This is a genomic window from Micromonospora sp. ZG13 (assembly GCF_059359355.1).
The window spans coordinates 150,641-165,373 of sequence record NZ_JCADBQ010000015.1 but is presented as its reverse complement, the minus strand read 5'-3'; the positions used below and the strand labels follow the sequence as shown (position 1 = coordinate 165,373).

The window sequence follows — 14,733 nt, the reverse complement described above, 5'->3', positions numbered from 1 at the left end:
CGCAGACCGTGCAGGTGTCGGCCTACCCGGACCACTACGCCCAGTGGGAGCAGCAGGCCGCCGACCTGGTCGCCGAGTACTGGAACAGCTGACCACCACCACACCACAATTCGTGAGCAAGTGCGTCTGGCCGGCACCCGACTCGGGTGCCGGCCAGACGCATGTCCGGGACCGGGGCGGGCGTTCGGCGGGCCGTGGCCAGTTCGCCAACGTGCCGGGTGAAGAGCAGCACCGCGCCACCGGCGGGCAGGAGGCGGTCGGGGCGTACGCCGGTCAGACGCGGAAGCCGGCGGCCCGCGCCGCCTGACGTTCCCGGCGGCGTTCGGAGCGGCGGCGCAGGAACCAGAAGAGGAAGACGACCAGCCCGAGCAGGAACGCCAGCACCAGCACCGGCAGGATGATCGCCACCACCGACATGACGACGCTGGTGGCGTCCTCGGCGGTGCTGGCCACCGGCGCTCCGACGCCGGCCGTGGTCGCGTTGATGACCGGTCGCGCGGCGGACTTCAGCAGGTGCACGCCGAGGGCGATCAGCACACCGGTCACCACGGGGACCCACTCGCTGGACGAGAAGAAGCTGCCCGGGTCGCTCACCGTCACCGTCTCCGACGACGAGCCCGCGCCGAACGCCAGGCCGCCCGCCGTCGGCCGGACCACGGTCTGCACGACGTCGTTGACGTGGTCGACCACCGGGACCTTGTCGGCGACGACCTCGACGACCAGCAGCACCGCCAGGATCGCGATCACCCAGCCGTTGCCCAGCCACTGCCACCCGCCGGGCAGGTCGATCAGGCTGGTGTAGCGGGCCAGCAGGCCCATGGTGAGCAGGGGGATGTATGCGTTCAGCCCCGCCGAGGCGGCGAGACCCGTACCGGTGAGAACTTCGAGCACCGTCTCAGCATGGCACCGGCACGCCAGTGCCGCTCGCTGGCGTGGGTCGGGGTCTCGGCTACCCTCGTCGGGTGCGGTTGGTCATTGCGAAGTGCTCGGTGGACTACGTCGGACGGCTCTCGGCCCACCTGCCGCCGGCCACCCGGTTGCTCATGGTGAAGGCGGACGGGTCGGTGTCGATCCACGCCGACGACCGGGCGTACAAGCCGTTGAACTGGATGAGCCCGCCCTGCCGGCTGGAGGAGGCCCCCGGCGTCTGGCGGGTCGTCAACAAGGCGGGCGAGGAGCTGCGGATCACCCTGGAGGAGATCTTCCAGGACACCTCGTACGAGCTGGGCGTCGATCCGGGCCTGCGCAAGGACGGTGTGGAGGCGCACCTCCAGGAGTTGCTGGCGGCCAACCCGGAGACCCTCGGCGAGGGGTTCACGCTGATCCGCCGGGAGTACATGACGGCCATCGGCCCGGTCGACCTGCTCTGCCGGGACGCCGCGTCCGGCACCGTCGCCGTCGAGGTGAAGCGCCGGGGCGAGATCGACGGTGTGGAGCAGCTCACCCGCTACCTGGAACTGCTCAACCGCGACCCGCTGCTCGCGCCGGTCGCCGGGGTCTTCGCCGCGCAGGAGATCAAGCCGCAGGCCCGGGTGCTCGCGATGGACCGGGGCATCCGCTGCGTGGTCGTGAACTACGACAAGCTGCGCGGCATCGAACGCGACGAGCTGACCCTCTTCTGAAGGTCGCCCGCGGCGGGTGCCGCGGAGGCCGGAGACACGACCTGTCAGTGCGGCGGGGCCGAGGGGCCGTCCGCGCGGACCGCGATCAGCGACTTGGGCAGCCCGGCCACCCGCTCGACGAGGATCCGCGAGTCGGGGAAGTAGTGCCGCATCTGTGAGCGGTCGAGCAGCTCCGTCCAGAGCACCTGGTGGATGGCGGCCTCGTGGGTGCGGGTCGGCTTGTGCCCGAGCGGCCAGCGGCGGGCGAACGCCGTCCGCAGCCGTACGGGGAGGAACTGCATCCCCGGCGCGATCCAGTGCGGCTCGATGGGGAAGTAGCGGTAGGGCGTCTGCACCCAGTGCCGGTCGCCGAGCCCGCGCACGGCGTCGGCGAAGCGCAGCCGCCGCTCGTGGCCACCGACGTGCTCCAGCACGGAGTTGGAGAAGACCAGGTCGTAGCGGCGCGAGGTGATCCGGGCCGGCAGGTCGCAGGCGTCGGCCCGGTCGACCTGCGCCCAATCCGGGACGTCCGCGGGCGGCCGCTCCAGGTTGACCACGTGGACGCGTGCCGGCCGCACGTCGGCGCGGGTCCAGGTGCCGAGCCGGCCCCCGAGGTCGATGACGTGCATCTTCTCCAGGTCGGGAAAGGTGCGGGCCAGCCAGTCGGCGCGTCGACGTCGCTGCCGGGCACTCCACGACCGGTCACTGTCGACGAGGTGGAAGCGCAATCGATGGGGGCGCATTTAACGCAATGTACCGCTCCCACCACGTTGGACACACGTGGGGACCTTCATGATCGGTTATCCGACACTCACCTGCCGTACATGACCTTGATGGCCTTCACGAGCCGCGCGACGTCGGCCGGCGTCCGCTCGAAGGTCGTCGAGGGCAGCAGCGACCGGGCCCGCCGCCGCGTGACGGCCTTGGCGCGGCTGAACTCCCGAAGCCCGTCCTCGCCGTGGATGCGCCCGAAGCCGGAGTCGCCGACGCCGCCGAACGGCAGCGTGGACATCCCGGCGAAGGTCAGCGCCGAGTTCACCGACGCCATGCCCGAGCGCAGCCGCCGGGCGATCGCCACCGCGCGCCGCCGACCGAAGACCGAACCCCCCAGGCCGTACGACAGGGCATTGGCCCGGTCGACGGCCTCGTCGGCGTCGCGGACCCGGTTGATGGTCAGGGTCGGGCCGAACGTCTCCTCGCGTACGGCGGCGGAGTCCTCCGGGACGTCCACCAGCACGGTCGGCCGCACGTACGGCGGCTGCACGGCGTCCGCGCCGCCGAGCACGGCCCGACCGCCCCGCGACAGCGCGTCGTCGATGTGCCGGCGGATCACGTCGAGCTGGCTGGGCATGGTGATCGGGCCGATGTCCGCGTCGTCCGGGCCGACGGTCAGCCGGCCGGCCCGCTCGACGACCTTGCCGACGAAGGCGTCGAAGACCGGCTCGACCGCGTAGACCCGTTCGATGCCGATGCAGGTCTGCCCGGCGTTGGTCAGCGCGCCCCAGACGCACGCCTCGGCGGCGGCGTCCAGGTCGGCGTCGGAGTCGACGATCATCGCGTCCTTGCCGCCGGCCTCCAGCAGCACCGGCGTCAGCGACTCGGCGCAGGCCGCCATCACCTTGCGCGCCGTGGCCGACGAGCCGGTGAAGGCCACCTTGTCGGCCCCGGAGCGGCACAGCGCCGCCCCGACGTCGCCGAGCCCGTGCACCGCCGTGAACACCGGCTGCTCGGGCACGACCTCGGCGAAGGTGTCGACGAGCCACTGGCCGACGACGGGGGTGTATTCGCTGGGCTTCAGCACCACCGCGTTCCCCGCCGCCAGCGCGTACGCGGCGGAGCCGATCGGGGTGAAGACGGGGTAGTTCCACGGGCCGATCACGCCGACGACCCCGTACGGCTGGTATTCGAGGTGGGCGGAGAACTCGGCCAGGACGAGCCGCGAGCGGACGCGGCGGGGGCCCAGCACCCGGCGCGCGTTGCGGGCCGCCCAGTCGACGTGCTCGACGGCGGTGACGACCTCGACGACGGCGTCGGCGACCGGCTTGCCGCCCTCGGCGTGCACCAGCTCGGCGATCTCCTCGATCCGCCGGGCGAGCAGGCCGCGCCAGCGCAGCAGCCGTTCCCTGCGCCCGTCGAAGCCGAGCGCGGCCCACCACTCGCCGGCCCCGCGGGCCCGGTCCACGGCCCGCCCGACGTCCTCGGCGGTGGCGACCGGCAGGCGCCCGGCCTCCGCTCCGGTCGCGGGGCTCGTCGAGACCAGCCGACCGTCCTCGATGACCGGGGTGCCCGGGACATGCACAGCCGTCATGGCGGAAGTCTAGACCCGAGGATTACTCGCCGGTAGGGGCGCGGGCGGCGGTCCCGTCCGCCGGACCGGCCGCACAGGGCACGGAACGGGGTGGACGGCCCTCGGTCGGACTTGTGATGATTCTTGGGCCGATACGCGCCGAACCGCTGAACGCGGGGTGTCCGGCCGGGGGCGCGTAGGTGACCAGGCGGCGGTGGAGGGCGACTACCGTGTGCTGGCAGGCTGACGCACGGGGTGACCGTGCGGGGTGGAGGCTGACTGTCCATGGAGGAACATCCGGAACTGAGACCGTTGTTGACGGTGGCCGGCGGGGCGATGCGGGGACTGAGCTTCCGGGTGGGTCCTGAGCGGCAGGTCATCGGTCGGGCGCCGACCGTCGACGTCGTGGTGCACGACGCCCACCTGAGCCGCCGGCACGCCGAGGTGTGGCTGACGGGGGAGGGGGCGGCCCTGGCCGACCTGGGCTCCACCAACGGCACCTGGCTGAACGACCGGCGGATCACCGGCGTGGAGCGGCTGGCCGACGGGGACGTGATCCGGCTCGGCCGCACCGAACTGCGCGTCTACGACCCGGGTGTGGCGCGCACCGACCCCGTGGGCTTCAGCTTCAGCTTCAACCCGCCGCGCCGCGACCGTCGCCCGACCCTGCCGTTGCCGCTCGCGACCCCGGCCGTCGGCCCGGCGCCGCCGCCGGTGGTCCCGGCCGTCGACCCGGTGGCGGTGGCGGTCCCGGCCGTCGACCCGGCGCCGGGGGCGGTTCCGGCGGTGTCGTCCGCTCCGTCCTGACCGGGGCCGCCGGCACACACCGTACGGTGCCCGAAGGTGGCGGGCCGGCCCATGGACGCGTCCGGCGTCGCCGTGGCAGCATCCGGCGGATGGAGACCGGACAGCGGCTGGTGTCGGCGAACGGGGTCACCCAGGCGGTACGGGTGGCCGGGCCGCCGGACGGCGCTCCCGTACTGCTGATCCACGGCAACTGCTCGTCGGCGGCCTTCTGGGAGCCGCTGGTGCGGCGGCTGCCGGCGACCCTCCGGGTGGTCGCGCCCGACCTGCGCGGCTACGGGCTGAGCGACACCGTCGGGGTGGACGCGACCCGGGGGCTCAGCGACTTCGCCGACGACGTCGCGGCGCTGCTCGACGACCCGTCCCTCTTCCCGTCCGGCGCCAGGCCGGTGGTCGTGGGCCACTCGCTCGGCGGCGGGGTGGCCATGCGGCTGCTCGTCGACCACCCCGACCGGGTGGGCGCGCTGCTGCTCGCCGCTCCGGTCTCGCCGTACGGCTACGGCGGTACCCGGGACCTGACGGGCACGCCGACCACCCCCGACTTCGCCGGCACCGGCGGCGGCACCGGCAACCGTGACTTCGTCAAGCGGCTGGCGGCCGGCGACCGGGGCGTGGACGCCCCGACCAGCCCGCGCGCCGTGCTGCGGGCGACCTACGTGGCGGACCCTGCCTCGCTCGGCGACGACGAAGAACTGCTGCTGGACAGCCTCCTCTCCACCGCCACCGGCGACGACAACTACCCCGGTACGGCGGTGGCCTCGGCGAACTGGCCCGGCACCGCCCCCGGCCGGCGCGGCGTGCTCAACGCCCTCTCGCCGGCGTACTTCCGCGTCGCCGACGAGCTGGTCGCGGTGGCCGGCAAGCCGCCGATCACCTGGATCCACGGGGACGCCGACGTGATCGTCTCGGACACGGCGATGATGGACCTGGCCCACCTGGGCTCGCTGGGCGTGCTGCCCGGCTGGCCGGGGGAGGCGGCCTGCCCGGCGCAGCCGATGGTGGGGCAGACCCGGGCGGTGCTGGAGCGGTACGCGGCGGCCGGCGGGTCGTACCGTGAGGTGCTGCTGCCCGGCTGCGGGCACAGCCCGCACCTGGAACGGCCGGCCGAGTTCGTCGCCGAGCTGCTGAGGCTGACCAACCCGGCGGGCTGACCGACGCGGCGCGGGCTGACCGACGGCGCCGCCCGACCGGTGCGCAGGCCCGCTGGGCTCGTGAAATTTCCCACGGCGCCTCGACAACTCAGCGTCAGGTGGCAGACTCGCGCGCATAACCTTAATGGTCGTTCATGCGGCCGTGCGGAGCATCGAGGAGGCTGGCCGTGGCGCGCGATTTCACCAGCGTGGGCGTAGTGGGTCTGGGCACCATGGGTGCCGGCATCGTCGAGGTGTTCGCGCGCAACGGGGTGGACGTCGTCGCCGTGGAGGTCTCCGAGGACGCGCTCGAACGCGGGCGGGCCATCCTCACCGGGTCGACGGACCGGGCAGTGGCCAAGGGCAAGCTCGCCGAGGCCGACCGGGACGCGCTGCTGAGCCGCGTACGGTTCGCCGTCGGGCTGGACGCGCTGCACTCCGTGGACCTGGTCATCGAGGCGGTGCCCGAGCACCTGGACCTGAAGCAGCGGATCTTCGCCGAGCTGGACCGGGTCTGCAAGCCCGAGGCGATCCTCGCCACCAACACCTCGTCGCTCAGCGTCACCGAGATCTCCGTCGCCACCAGCCGGCCCAACCAGGTCATCGGCATCCACTTCTTCAACCCCGCCCCGGTGATGAAGCTGGTCGAGGTGGTGCGGACGGTGGTCACCTCCGCCGACGTGGTCGCCGACGTGGAGGGGCTGTGCAAGCGGCTCGGCAAGGTCGACGTCACCATCAGCGACCGGGCCGGCTTCATCGCCAACGCGCTGCTCTTCGGCTACCTCAACCACGCCGTCGGCATGTTCGAGTCGCACTACGCCACCCGCGAGGACATCGACGCCGCCATGAAGCTCGGCTGCGGCCTGCCGATGGGCCCGCTGGCGCTGATGGACCTGATCGGCGTGGACACCGCGTACGAGATCCTCGACACCATGTACCGGCGCGGCGGGCGGGACCGCCGGCACGCCCCGGTGCCGCTGATCAAGCAGATGGTCACCGCCGGGCTCCTCGGTCGCAAGTCCGGCCGGGGTTTCTACACCTACGAGCGGCCGGGCTCCCCGGTCGTCGTACCCGACGAGCAGACGCCGGTGACGGCGGACGCCGCGCTCGGCGACGGCACCCGCGCGGGGGGAGAGTCTGCCGGCCCCGCCGCCGTGAGCAAGATCGGTATCGTCGGCTCCGGGACGATGGCCACCGGCATCATCGAGGTCTTCGCGAAGGCCGGCTACGAGGTCGTCTCGGTGACCCGGGGTGCCGAGAAGTCCGCCAAGGTCTTCGAGGCCGTCAAGACCTCGCTCAACAAGGGCGTGGTGCGCGGCAAGCTCAGCGAGGCCGACCGCGACGCCGCGCTGGGCCGGATCAACTGGTCGGCCACCCTGGAGCACCTCGCCGACGTCGACCTCGTCGTCGAGGCCGTGGTCGAGGAGCTGAGCGTCAAGAAGGCCCTCTTCGCCAGCCTCGACGAGATCTGCAAGCCGGGCGTCGTGCTCGCCACCACCACCTCGTCGCTGCCGGTGATCGACGTCGCGATGGCCACCCAGCGGCCCGCCGACGTGGTCGGGCTGCACTTCTTCAACCCGGCGCCGCTCATGCCGCTGGTCGAGGTCGTGGAGACCATCCGCACCTCGGCGGAGACCACCGCCACCGCCCGCGCCGTCTGCGCCGCGCTGGGCAAGACGGGCGTGGTCTGCGGCGACCGGTCCGGCTTCATCGTCAACGCGCTGCTCTTCCCGTACCTCAACGACGCGGTGAAGATGCTGGAGGCGAGCTACTCGACGGCCGACGACATCGACCACGCCATGAAGCTGGGCTGCGGGTACCCGATGGGCCCGTTCGAGCTGCTCGACGTGGTCGGTCTGGACGTGGCGCTGGCCATCCAGCGGGAGCTCTACCTGGAGCTGCGCGAGCCGGGCTTCGCCCCCGCCCCGCTGCTGGAGCACCTGGTCACGGCCGGCTACCTGGGCCGCAAGAGCGGCCGGGGCTTCCGCGACCACACCCGCCGCTGACCGGGTCAACGCCGCGCGCCGGTGACGGCGTCTGCATGGCGTGACCTTCGAGGAGTACGTCAGCAGCCGAGGCCGCCCTGATGCGGTTGGCCCGGCTGCTGACGGGCGACGAGCACCGGGCCGAGGACCTCACCCAGGACGTGCCGGCCCGCGCGTACGTGCACTGGCGGAAGATCGCCCGGGTGGACCGGCCGGACGTGTACGTGCGCCGGTCCGCCCGCCGCGGGTCGGCCCCGCCGTCGGCCCGTACGCTTGGCAAGCGTGAGCCCCCGTCGCAACCGACCCCGCCGCGATGACGCCGTGCACCTCGACTCCGACCGGGTCCGCCAGGGCGTCGCCTCGGTGCAGCAGTGGCGCGACGGCGACTGGCAGGTACGCGGGATCAGCGGCGGCGCCTCCACCAAGACGTACCGCTGTCCGGGCTGCGACCAGGAGATCCGGCCCGGCGTGGCGCACCTGGTGGCGTGGCCGGCGGACGGGCGGGGCGACCTGACCGACCGGCGGCACTGGCACAGCGGGTGCTGGCGGGCCCGGGACCGGCGCGGGCCCGCCGTGCAGCGCGGTCGCGGCGCTCCCCGCTACGGCTGAGCGATCTGGATCACGCTGTTTCCGCCCCGCCCGGCGGTTCCCGGCCGTACCGGCGAGACTGGTGGGGTGAGCACACCGATCCGCGCGTCCTCCATCCTGCCCGGCCACCGCGAGGACATCGAGCTGCACACCGCCGACGGTCTGCGGCTGGTCGGCGAGCTGGCCCGGCCCCTGGACCGTGAGCCGGTGGGCACCCTCGTCTGCCTGCACCCGCTGCCGACGCACGGCGGGATGATGGACAGCCACGTGTTCCGCAAGGCGGCGTGGCGGCTGCCGGCCCTGGCCGACCTGGCGGTGCTCCGCTTCAACACCCGGGGCACCAGCAGCCTCCGCGGCACCAGCGAGGGGGCCTTCGACAACGCGGTCGGCGAGCGCTTCGACGTCGCCGCCGCCATCGAGTACGCCGAGTTCCACGAGCTGCCGAACATCTGGCTGCTGGGCTGGTCGTTCGGCACCGACCTGACCCTCAAGTACGGCTGCGACCCGGCCGTCGCCGGGGCGATCCTGCTCTCCCCGCCGCTGCGCTTCTCCGCGCCGGCGGACCTGGAGCACTGGGCGGGGTCCGGCAAGCCGCTGACCGCGCTGGTGCCCGAGTTCGACGACTACCTGCGCCCCGACGAGGCGCGGGAGCGTTTCGCGGCGGTGCCGCAGGCCGAGGTGGTCGGGGTGCCCGGGGCGAAGCACCTCTGGGTCGGCGACGCCGAGACCGTGCTGGACGAGGTGGTCCGCCGGGTCAACCCGGCCGCCGCCGTGCCGCTGCCGACGACCTGGGACGGCCCGATGGAGACCGGCGACGTCAGCGCGTACGCCGACCGCACGGTGGCCTCCTTCGCGGACCGCCCGGTGCCCGGCCCGCCCGCCGGCCAGGCCGGCTGACCGACCCTCCGCCCCGCGCTCCCGTCGCGGACCCGGCCGACCGGTCCACCGGAGCCCGACCTGTCCAGCGCTGGCCGGCCGGGCCGGGCGGGGTCAGCGGGACTCCTGCCGGGGCAGGACCACCTCCCGCAGGATGAGCTGGAGCGCGGCCACCGCCGGGATCGCGATGAGCGCGCCCACCACGCCCAGCAGGGAGACGCCGAGCAGGGCGGCCACCAGGGCGGCCACCTCGTTGACCGACACCGACCGGCGCATGATCTTCGGGTAGATCAGGTAGTTCTCGACCTGCTGGTAGATCAGGAAGAACACCGCGCAGGCGATGCCGACCGGCAGGTCCGTGGCGAACCCGACCAGGCTGACGATCACCGCCCCCAGGGTCGCGCCGATCTGCGGGATCAGGTCCGTGACCGCGACCACCACGGCCAGCGCGAACGGGTACGGCAGCCCGACGATCAGCGCGAAGACGTACGTGGAGATCCCCGCCAGCACCGCGATGCTGAGCGCGCCCACCATGTAGGCCCCCACCTTGGTCAGGATCTCGTCCCCGATGAGCTGCACGCGCTCCCGGCGCGATCGGGGCACCAGCGAGTAGCCCAGGTCGCGCAGCCGGTCGAAGTAGGCCAGGAAGTAGATGGTCAGCACCAGCACGGTCAGCCCCCGGAAGACCGTGCCGAAGAGCAGTTGGGCGCCGCCGAGCACCCCGCCGAGGGCCTGCCCGACGGTGTCGGCGTTGGCCGCGTTCTGCAACCGTTCCATGAGGTCGTACCGGACCACCAGGTCGTTGACCGTCTCGTTGCGGCGCAACGCCTCCAGGTAGCTCGGTAGCTGCTCGATGAACTGCCCGCTCTGGGTGACGATCGGCGGCACCAGGGCGAACACGCCGCCGCAGAGCAGCAGCACGACCGTCAGCGCGACCACCGCCACGGCGATGCCGTGCGGCAGCCCCCAGGAGCGCAACCGGACCACCGCGGGGTGCAGGCCGACCGCGAGGAAGAGCGCGATGACCACCAGGACCAGGATGCCGGCCGCGTTGCGCAGGCCCAGATAGAGGGCGTACGCCAGCAGCACCCCCGCCGCGCCGGTGAAGCCGACCAGGAAGCTGCTGCGCTTCAGCGGCCGCCCCGGCGTACCGAACCGGCTCGACCCGTTCGCCCCCGGCCTGCTCCGGTCCGTGGCGCCCGCCGCCGTCCCGCCGCCGTCCGTGGTGCCCGACGGGCGGGTGCTGTGCTCGGGCGCGGTGGCGTGCTCCGGCTTCCGGCTCCCGTCGCCCGGTCCCGGGCTGCTGCCGGGCTCCGGGTTCCCGCTCGACGCCGTCGGTCCGTCGTCTGCCATCGGACCTCCCCTGATCGACTTCCGCCGGCGGCCCCACCACGGGTTCGCGTCGAAGGATCCCACCCGGGAGCGTACGCCGCAGGCCCGACCCGCCCCCGCAGCCCGCCCGACCCATCTGGCCCAACGACCCACATCGCCCGCCCGACCCACTTGGCCGGCCGACCCACTCTGGCCCGCCCACACACCCCGCTGGGGTGTGGGGCAGGCCCGGATCTTGAGATCTTGGTAGGAGCGGGCCCCTCCGGGGGCCGCTTCTTACCAAGATCCGCCCGACGACCCAGGCCGTCGGGCGGTGCCGTGCGCAGGGGTCAGTCCTTGTCGACGACCACCTTGCTCGGCTTGGCGCTGCGTTCGTCGGTGGTCGGCTTGGCCGGGCGCTTGCCGTTCTCGCCCGTGCTGGTGATCTTCGTCGGGGTCGCGCCCCGGCCGCCCTCGCCGGGTACCGCCGCCACGGTCGGCTCTCCGTCCACGCCGGCACTGGCCGTGCCCCCGTCGACGGTGGTCACGGTGGCGACCTTGCCGTTGGTCGGCTGCCCGGTGTCCGCCGGCTCGATCCGGCCCTTGGCCGGCTGCCCGGCGTCCTCGGGCTCCACCTTGCCGGCAGCGGGCTTCTCACCCGAGGAGGCCGCGCCCTCCGCGGCGCCTGTCGTCCCGACGCCCGCGCCGCCCGGGGCCTTGTCCGCCGCGCCCACGCCCGCCGGAGCCTTGTCCGCGCCGACCGGGGCCTTGTCCGCGCCCGCCGGAGCCTTGTCCGCGCCGACCGGGGCCTTGTCCGTGCCGACCGGGGCCTTGTCCGCCGTGCCCGCCTTGGCCTTGTCCGCGCCGACCGGGACAGCGCCCGCGTCGACCGTGGCCTTGTCGGCGGCGTTCCCGCCGGCCGGGGCCGCGTCCGCCGGGGTCTTGGCCGCGTCGGGACGGGGCTTGCTGCCGTTCGCCGTGGCCGGCGCGGGCTTGCCGCCCGCCACGACCGGGGCGACGGCGCCGTCCGCTCCGCCCGGCCGGTCGGCCGCGCCGAGTACGCCCAACCGCAGCTCCGCCACCTGGCGCTGGAGCTCGTCGGACTCCTGCCGGGACTTCCAGGTCTCCTGCCGCAGGTCGGCCAGCTCCTGCTGGGCCTGGGCGATCTCCAGCATCACCTGGGCGAGCTGCTGGCGGCTCGCGGCGGCCTCCTGCTGGGTGGCGGCGAGATGCTGCTGGGTGGTGGCCAGGTGCTGCTGGGTCGTGGCCGCGTACTCCTCGAACTGCCGGCGCGACGTCGCCACGTGCTCGTCGGCCCTGCGGCGCTTCTCGGCCGCCTCCGACTCGGCCCGGCCGAGCAGCGCCGCGGCCTCCTCCTCGGCCCGCTGGCGCATCGTCAGGGCGTCCTGCTCGGCGGCCTTGCGGACGGCGGTGGCACTCTGCTCGATCTCGTTCCGGCGGGCGGTGTACTCCGTCTCCAGGGCGGTGCGGCGCGCCTCGAACTCCGACTCCAGCTCGTCGTGCCGGCTCGTGTGCTGCTCGTCCAGCTCGGCGAGGCGGGTCTTGTACTGCTTCTCCAACTCGTCGCGGCGCGCGGTGAACTCCTGCTCGGCCTTCGCGCGGCGCTGGGTCAGCTCGCGGTCCGCGGCCTCGCGCCGGTTGTTGACCTCCTGCTCCACCCCGGCCCGCCAGGCGCCCAGCTCCTGCTGCGTCTGGGCCCGGGCGTGCTGCACGTACGCCTCGGTCTCGGTGCGCATCCGCTGCACGTACGCCTCGGTCTCGGCGCGGTTGCGCTTGGCGGTCTCGGCCGCCTGAGTGGTGAGCCGCTCCGCCTCCTGGCGGGCCTTCTCCCGGGTGGCCCGCCCGGCGCCGGCGGCGTCGTCGATGATCTGCTTGGCGTCGCGCTGCGCCTTGGCGTGGGTGGCCCGGCCGGCCTCGGTGGCCTGGTCGACCAGGCGCTTGGCCTCCTGCTGGGCCTTGGTGTGCACCTCCTTGGCGGCCTCACGCAGCTGGGTGGCCTCCTGCTGGGCCTTGGCGTGCACCTCCTTGGCCGCCTCGCGCAGCTTGGTCGCCTCCTGCTGGGCCCGCTGGTGGATCTCCTTCGCCGCGTCCCGCAGCTGGGTGGCCTCCTGCTGGGCCTTGGCCAGCGCGTCCTGGGCGGCCTTGCGCAGCCGGGTGGACTCCTCCTTGGCCGCCCTGACCGCGGCGTCCGCCTCGGCCCTGCGGGCGGCGCTGTGCCGCTCCTCCTCCGTCCGGCGGGCGGCCAGCGCGATCTCGAAGTCCTTGAGGGCGGTGGCGGCCTGCTCGCGGGCCTCGTCCACGATGTGCTCGGCGGCGGCCCGGCGAGCTTCGATCTCCTCGTTGGCGGCGGCCAGGATCGCGTCGGCCTGCTCCTCGGCGATGGTGAGGATCTGCTCGACCCGCGGGCCCAGGTGCCGGTAGGAGACGTTCTCCAACGCCCCGGACGACCTGCGGGCCTGGGCGAGGTCGCGTTGGAGCACCTCGACCTGGCCGGCCAGCTTGTGGATCTGTGTGTAGGCCTGTTCCCGCTCGGCCGCCAGGGCCGCGATCTCGTGCTCCGCGCGAGCGACGTACCGGTCGACCTGTCGTTTCTCGTACCCCCGCAGAGCGGACTCGAAGCTGGGCTCCGTGGTCACGTCCCCGCCGAGAGCGAACAGTTCCTCGCCGTGCGACATGCCCCCATCCTCACACGCCTCCAGTCCGGCTGGGGCGATACGGACGCCCCGGATAGGACCTACTTCACTGCCGACACGCCCGGGCAATTCGTCCGGCGCGAAAAAGCGTACGGCGCGGGGCGCACCGGTCACCCGGTGTCACCCCGCGCCGTCGATCATGCCCCGGTCGGGTGGGTCGGTCTGGGTCAGTTGGACGTCTCGGCGGTCACCCGCTCGTCGGTGCTGTCGGCCTTCTTCGCCTCCGGCTTGGGTTGCGCGGCGGGCGGCGTGGCGGGCACGCCCGGCACGATGCCGGCGAGACCGGAGAGCATCTGGCCGAGCTGCGAGGTGACGGCGTCCTTCTGCCGGGTGAGGTCCTCGACCTCGCGGCGGGCCGCCTGGGTGGTCAGCTCGGCCTCGGTGCGCGCCTCGGTGAGCAGGCGCTTCGCCTCGGCCTTCGCCTCGGTGAGCGTCTTGTCGGCCAGCGCCTTGGCCTTGTCGACCGTCTCGTTGGCGGTGCGCTCCGACTCAACCCGGCGGGCCTCGGCGCGCTGCTCGATCTCCTTGGCCCGCTCCTGCGCGGCGTGGGCGCGCTGCTCGGCCTCGCTGACCAGCTTCTGGGTCTGGGCGACCTGCGCGGCGTGCCGCTCGGACTCCTCGCGCTCGGCCTTCTCCCGGCGCTCGGCGAGCTGGAGCTCGAGGGCCTGGAGGTCCTTGTCGCGCTTGTCGCGGGCGTCGGTGAGCAGCTTGGTCGCCTCGGCGCGCTTCTCCTCGGCCTCGCGGGCGGCCTTCGCCCGCTGCTGGGTGATCTCCCGCTCGGCGGTGGCCCGCAGGGTGGCGACCTCACGCTCGACGGTGGACTTCAGCTCGGCGACCTCGTGCGCGGTCACCGTACGCAGCTGCTTGGTCTCCCGGTCGGCGTCGGCGCGCAGCGTGTCGGCCTCGCGACGGGCCTGGACGCGGACCTCGGCGGCCTCGCGCTCGGCGGCGGTGCGGACGCTGCCGGCCTCCCGCTCGGCGTTGGCCTTCATGGCCGCCGCCTCGGCGCGCGCCTTGTCGGTGATCTCGCGCGCCTCGAGGCGCGCGGCGGAGAGGATGCCCTCCGACTCCCGCTTGGCCTCGTTGCGGTGGTCGTTGGCCTGCTCCTCGGCCAGCCGGAGGATCTGCTCGACGCGGGTGCCGAGGCCCGAGAGGGTGGGTCGGCTGTTCTCCTCGAGCTGCTTGTTGGTGTCGGCGAGCTTCTGCTCCAGCGCGCTCATGCGCTGCTCGGCCTGGCGCAGGCGGCGCTGGGCGTCGTTCATCCGCTGCTCGGCCTCGGCGCGGGCCTGCTCGGACTGGGTAAGCGCGGCCGTCATCCGGCCGATGAAGTCATCGACCTGGTGGGTGTTGTAGCCGCGCAGGCCAACGGTGAAATCGGGCTGCGAGTTCGCGTTATCGAAGAACGCAAGAGGGGAGGACTGCTGGGGCATTGGGACA

Annotated in this window: 12 protein-coding genes and 1 pseudogene; 7 read left to right on the top strand and 6 right to left on the bottom strand. The window is 73.5% G+C overall.

Annotated features, from left to right (window positions below):
- Window positions 1-273: 273 nt before the first annotated feature.
- Entirely contained in the window at window positions 274-891 is a 618-nt protein-coding gene (locus AC5L34_RS24785) for a DUF4126 domain-containing protein (RefSeq protein ID WP_441177110.1), read from the bottom strand.
- Between the two features lie 71 nt (window positions 892-962).
- On the opposite strand from AC5L34_RS24785, the gene nucS reads away from it, so the two are divergent.
- On the top strand, window positions 963-1,622 hold the full coding sequence (nucS, locus tag AC5L34_RS24780) for an endonuclease NucS (RefSeq protein ID WP_357723580.1): 660 nt from the start codon (window positions 963-965) through the stop codon (window positions 1,620-1,622).
- Window positions 1,623-1,666: 44 nt separating this feature from the next.
- Here nucS and AC5L34_RS24775 read toward each other — a convergent pair whose 3' ends face one another.
- Window positions 1,667-2,344 (bottom strand): methyltransferase domain-containing protein, encoded by a 678-nt coding sequence (locus AC5L34_RS24775; RefSeq protein ID WP_441177109.1) that lies wholly within the window; start codon window positions 2,342-2,344, stop codon window positions 1,667-1,669.
- A gap of 68 nt (window positions 2,345-2,412) precedes the next feature.
- On the bottom strand, window positions 2,413-3,909 hold the full coding sequence (locus AC5L34_RS24770) for an aldehyde dehydrogenase family protein (protein WP_441177108.1): 1,497 nt from the start codon (window positions 3,907-3,909) through the stop codon (window positions 2,413-2,415).
- Window positions 3,910-4,173: 264 nt separating this feature from the next.
- On the opposite strand from AC5L34_RS24770, the gene AC5L34_RS24765 reads away from it, so the two are divergent.
- The 6 genes and pseudogenes from AC5L34_RS24765 to AC5L34_RS24740 all read left to right on the top strand — a co-directional run bounded on the left by AC5L34_RS24765 (window position 4,174) and on the right by AC5L34_RS24740 (window position 9,292).
- Window positions 4,174-4,695, top strand: coding sequence for an FHA domain-containing protein (locus tag AC5L34_RS24765; protein ID WP_441177107.1), 522 nt, complete (start codon window positions 4,174-4,176; stop codon window positions 4,693-4,695).
- Window positions 4,696-4,784: 89 nt separating this feature from the next.
- The gene (locus AC5L34_RS24760) at window positions 4,785-5,843 is read left to right on the top strand and encodes an alpha/beta fold hydrolase (protein ID WP_441177106.1); all 1,059 of its coding nucleotides are present in this window, start codon (window positions 4,785-4,787) and stop codon (window positions 5,841-5,843) included.
- A 167-nt stretch (window positions 5,844-6,010) separates the two neighbouring features.
- Window positions 6,011-7,828 (top strand): 3-hydroxyacyl-CoA dehydrogenase family protein, encoded by a 1,818-nt coding sequence (locus tag AC5L34_RS24755; protein ID WP_441177105.1) that lies wholly within the window; start codon window positions 6,011-6,013, stop codon window positions 7,826-7,828.
- A 40-nt stretch (window positions 7,829-7,868) separates the two neighbouring features.
- Window positions 7,869-8,040, top strand: a pseudogene (locus tag AC5L34_RS24750) (sigma factor); the annotation flags it as partial.
- An 88-nt stretch (window positions 8,041-8,128) separates the two neighbouring features.
- Entirely contained in the window at window positions 8,129-8,416 is a 288-nt protein-coding gene (locus AC5L34_RS24745; protein WP_494827157.1) for an Rv1322 family protein, read from the top strand.
- 66 nt (window positions 8,417-8,482) lie between these two features.
- Window positions 8,483-9,292, top strand: coding sequence for an alpha/beta hydrolase (locus AC5L34_RS24740; protein WP_441177104.1), 810 nt, complete (start codon window positions 8,483-8,485; stop codon window positions 9,290-9,292).
- Window positions 9,293-9,385: 93 nt separating this feature from the next.
- Here AC5L34_RS24740 and AC5L34_RS24735 read toward each other — a convergent pair whose 3' ends face one another.
- From AC5L34_RS24735 to AC5L34_RS24725, 3 genes are all read right to left on the bottom strand, one after another.
- Window positions 9,386-10,624 carry an AI-2E family transporter gene (locus AC5L34_RS24735; RefSeq protein WP_494827150.1) on the bottom strand — a complete coding sequence of 413 codons (1,239 nt, stop codon included), beginning with the start codon at window positions 10,622-10,624 and terminating at the stop codon, window positions 9,386-9,388.
- Window positions 10,625-10,932: 308 nt separating this feature from the next.
- Window positions 10,933-13,278, bottom strand: a complete 2,346-nt coding sequence (locus tag AC5L34_RS24730; protein WP_494827148.1) for a coiled-coil domain-containing protein — start codon at window positions 13,276-13,278, stop codon at window positions 10,933-10,935.
- Window positions 13,279-13,463: 185 nt separating this feature from the next.
- Window positions 13,464-14,726 (bottom strand): coiled-coil domain-containing protein, encoded by a 1,263-nt coding sequence (locus tag AC5L34_RS24725; protein ID WP_101412527.1) that lies wholly within the window; start codon window positions 14,724-14,726, stop codon window positions 13,464-13,466.
- Window positions 14,727-14,733 lie beyond the last annotated feature (7 nt).

Coding starts and splice junctions, on each gene's coding strand:
- AC5L34_RS24760 (WP_441177106.1), top strand. CDS start 4,785: ATGGAGACCGGACAGCGGCTGGTGTCGGCGAACGGGGTCACCCAGGCG.
- AC5L34_RS24775 (WP_441177109.1), bottom strand. CDS start 2,344: ATGCGCCCCCATCGATTGCGCTTCCACCTCGTCGACAGTGACCGGTCG.
- AC5L34_RS24735 (WP_494827150.1), bottom strand. CDS start 10,624: ATGGCAGACGACGGACCGACGGCGTCGAGCGGGAACCCGGAGCCCGGC.
- AC5L34_RS24730 (WP_494827148.1), bottom strand. CDS start 13,278: ATGTCGCACGGCGAGGAACTGTTCGCTCTCGGCGGGGACGTGACCACG.
- AC5L34_RS24765 (WP_441177107.1), top strand. CDS start 4,174: ATGGAGGAACATCCGGAACTGAGACCGTTGTTGACGGTGGCCGGCGGG.
- AC5L34_RS24770 (WP_441177108.1), bottom strand. CDS start 3,909: ATGACGGCTGTGCATGTCCCGGGCACCCCGGTCATCGAGGACGGTCGG.
- AC5L34_RS24725 (WP_101412527.1), bottom strand. CDS start 14,726: ATGCCCCAGCAGTCCTCCCCTCTTGCGTTCTTCGATAACGCGAACTCG.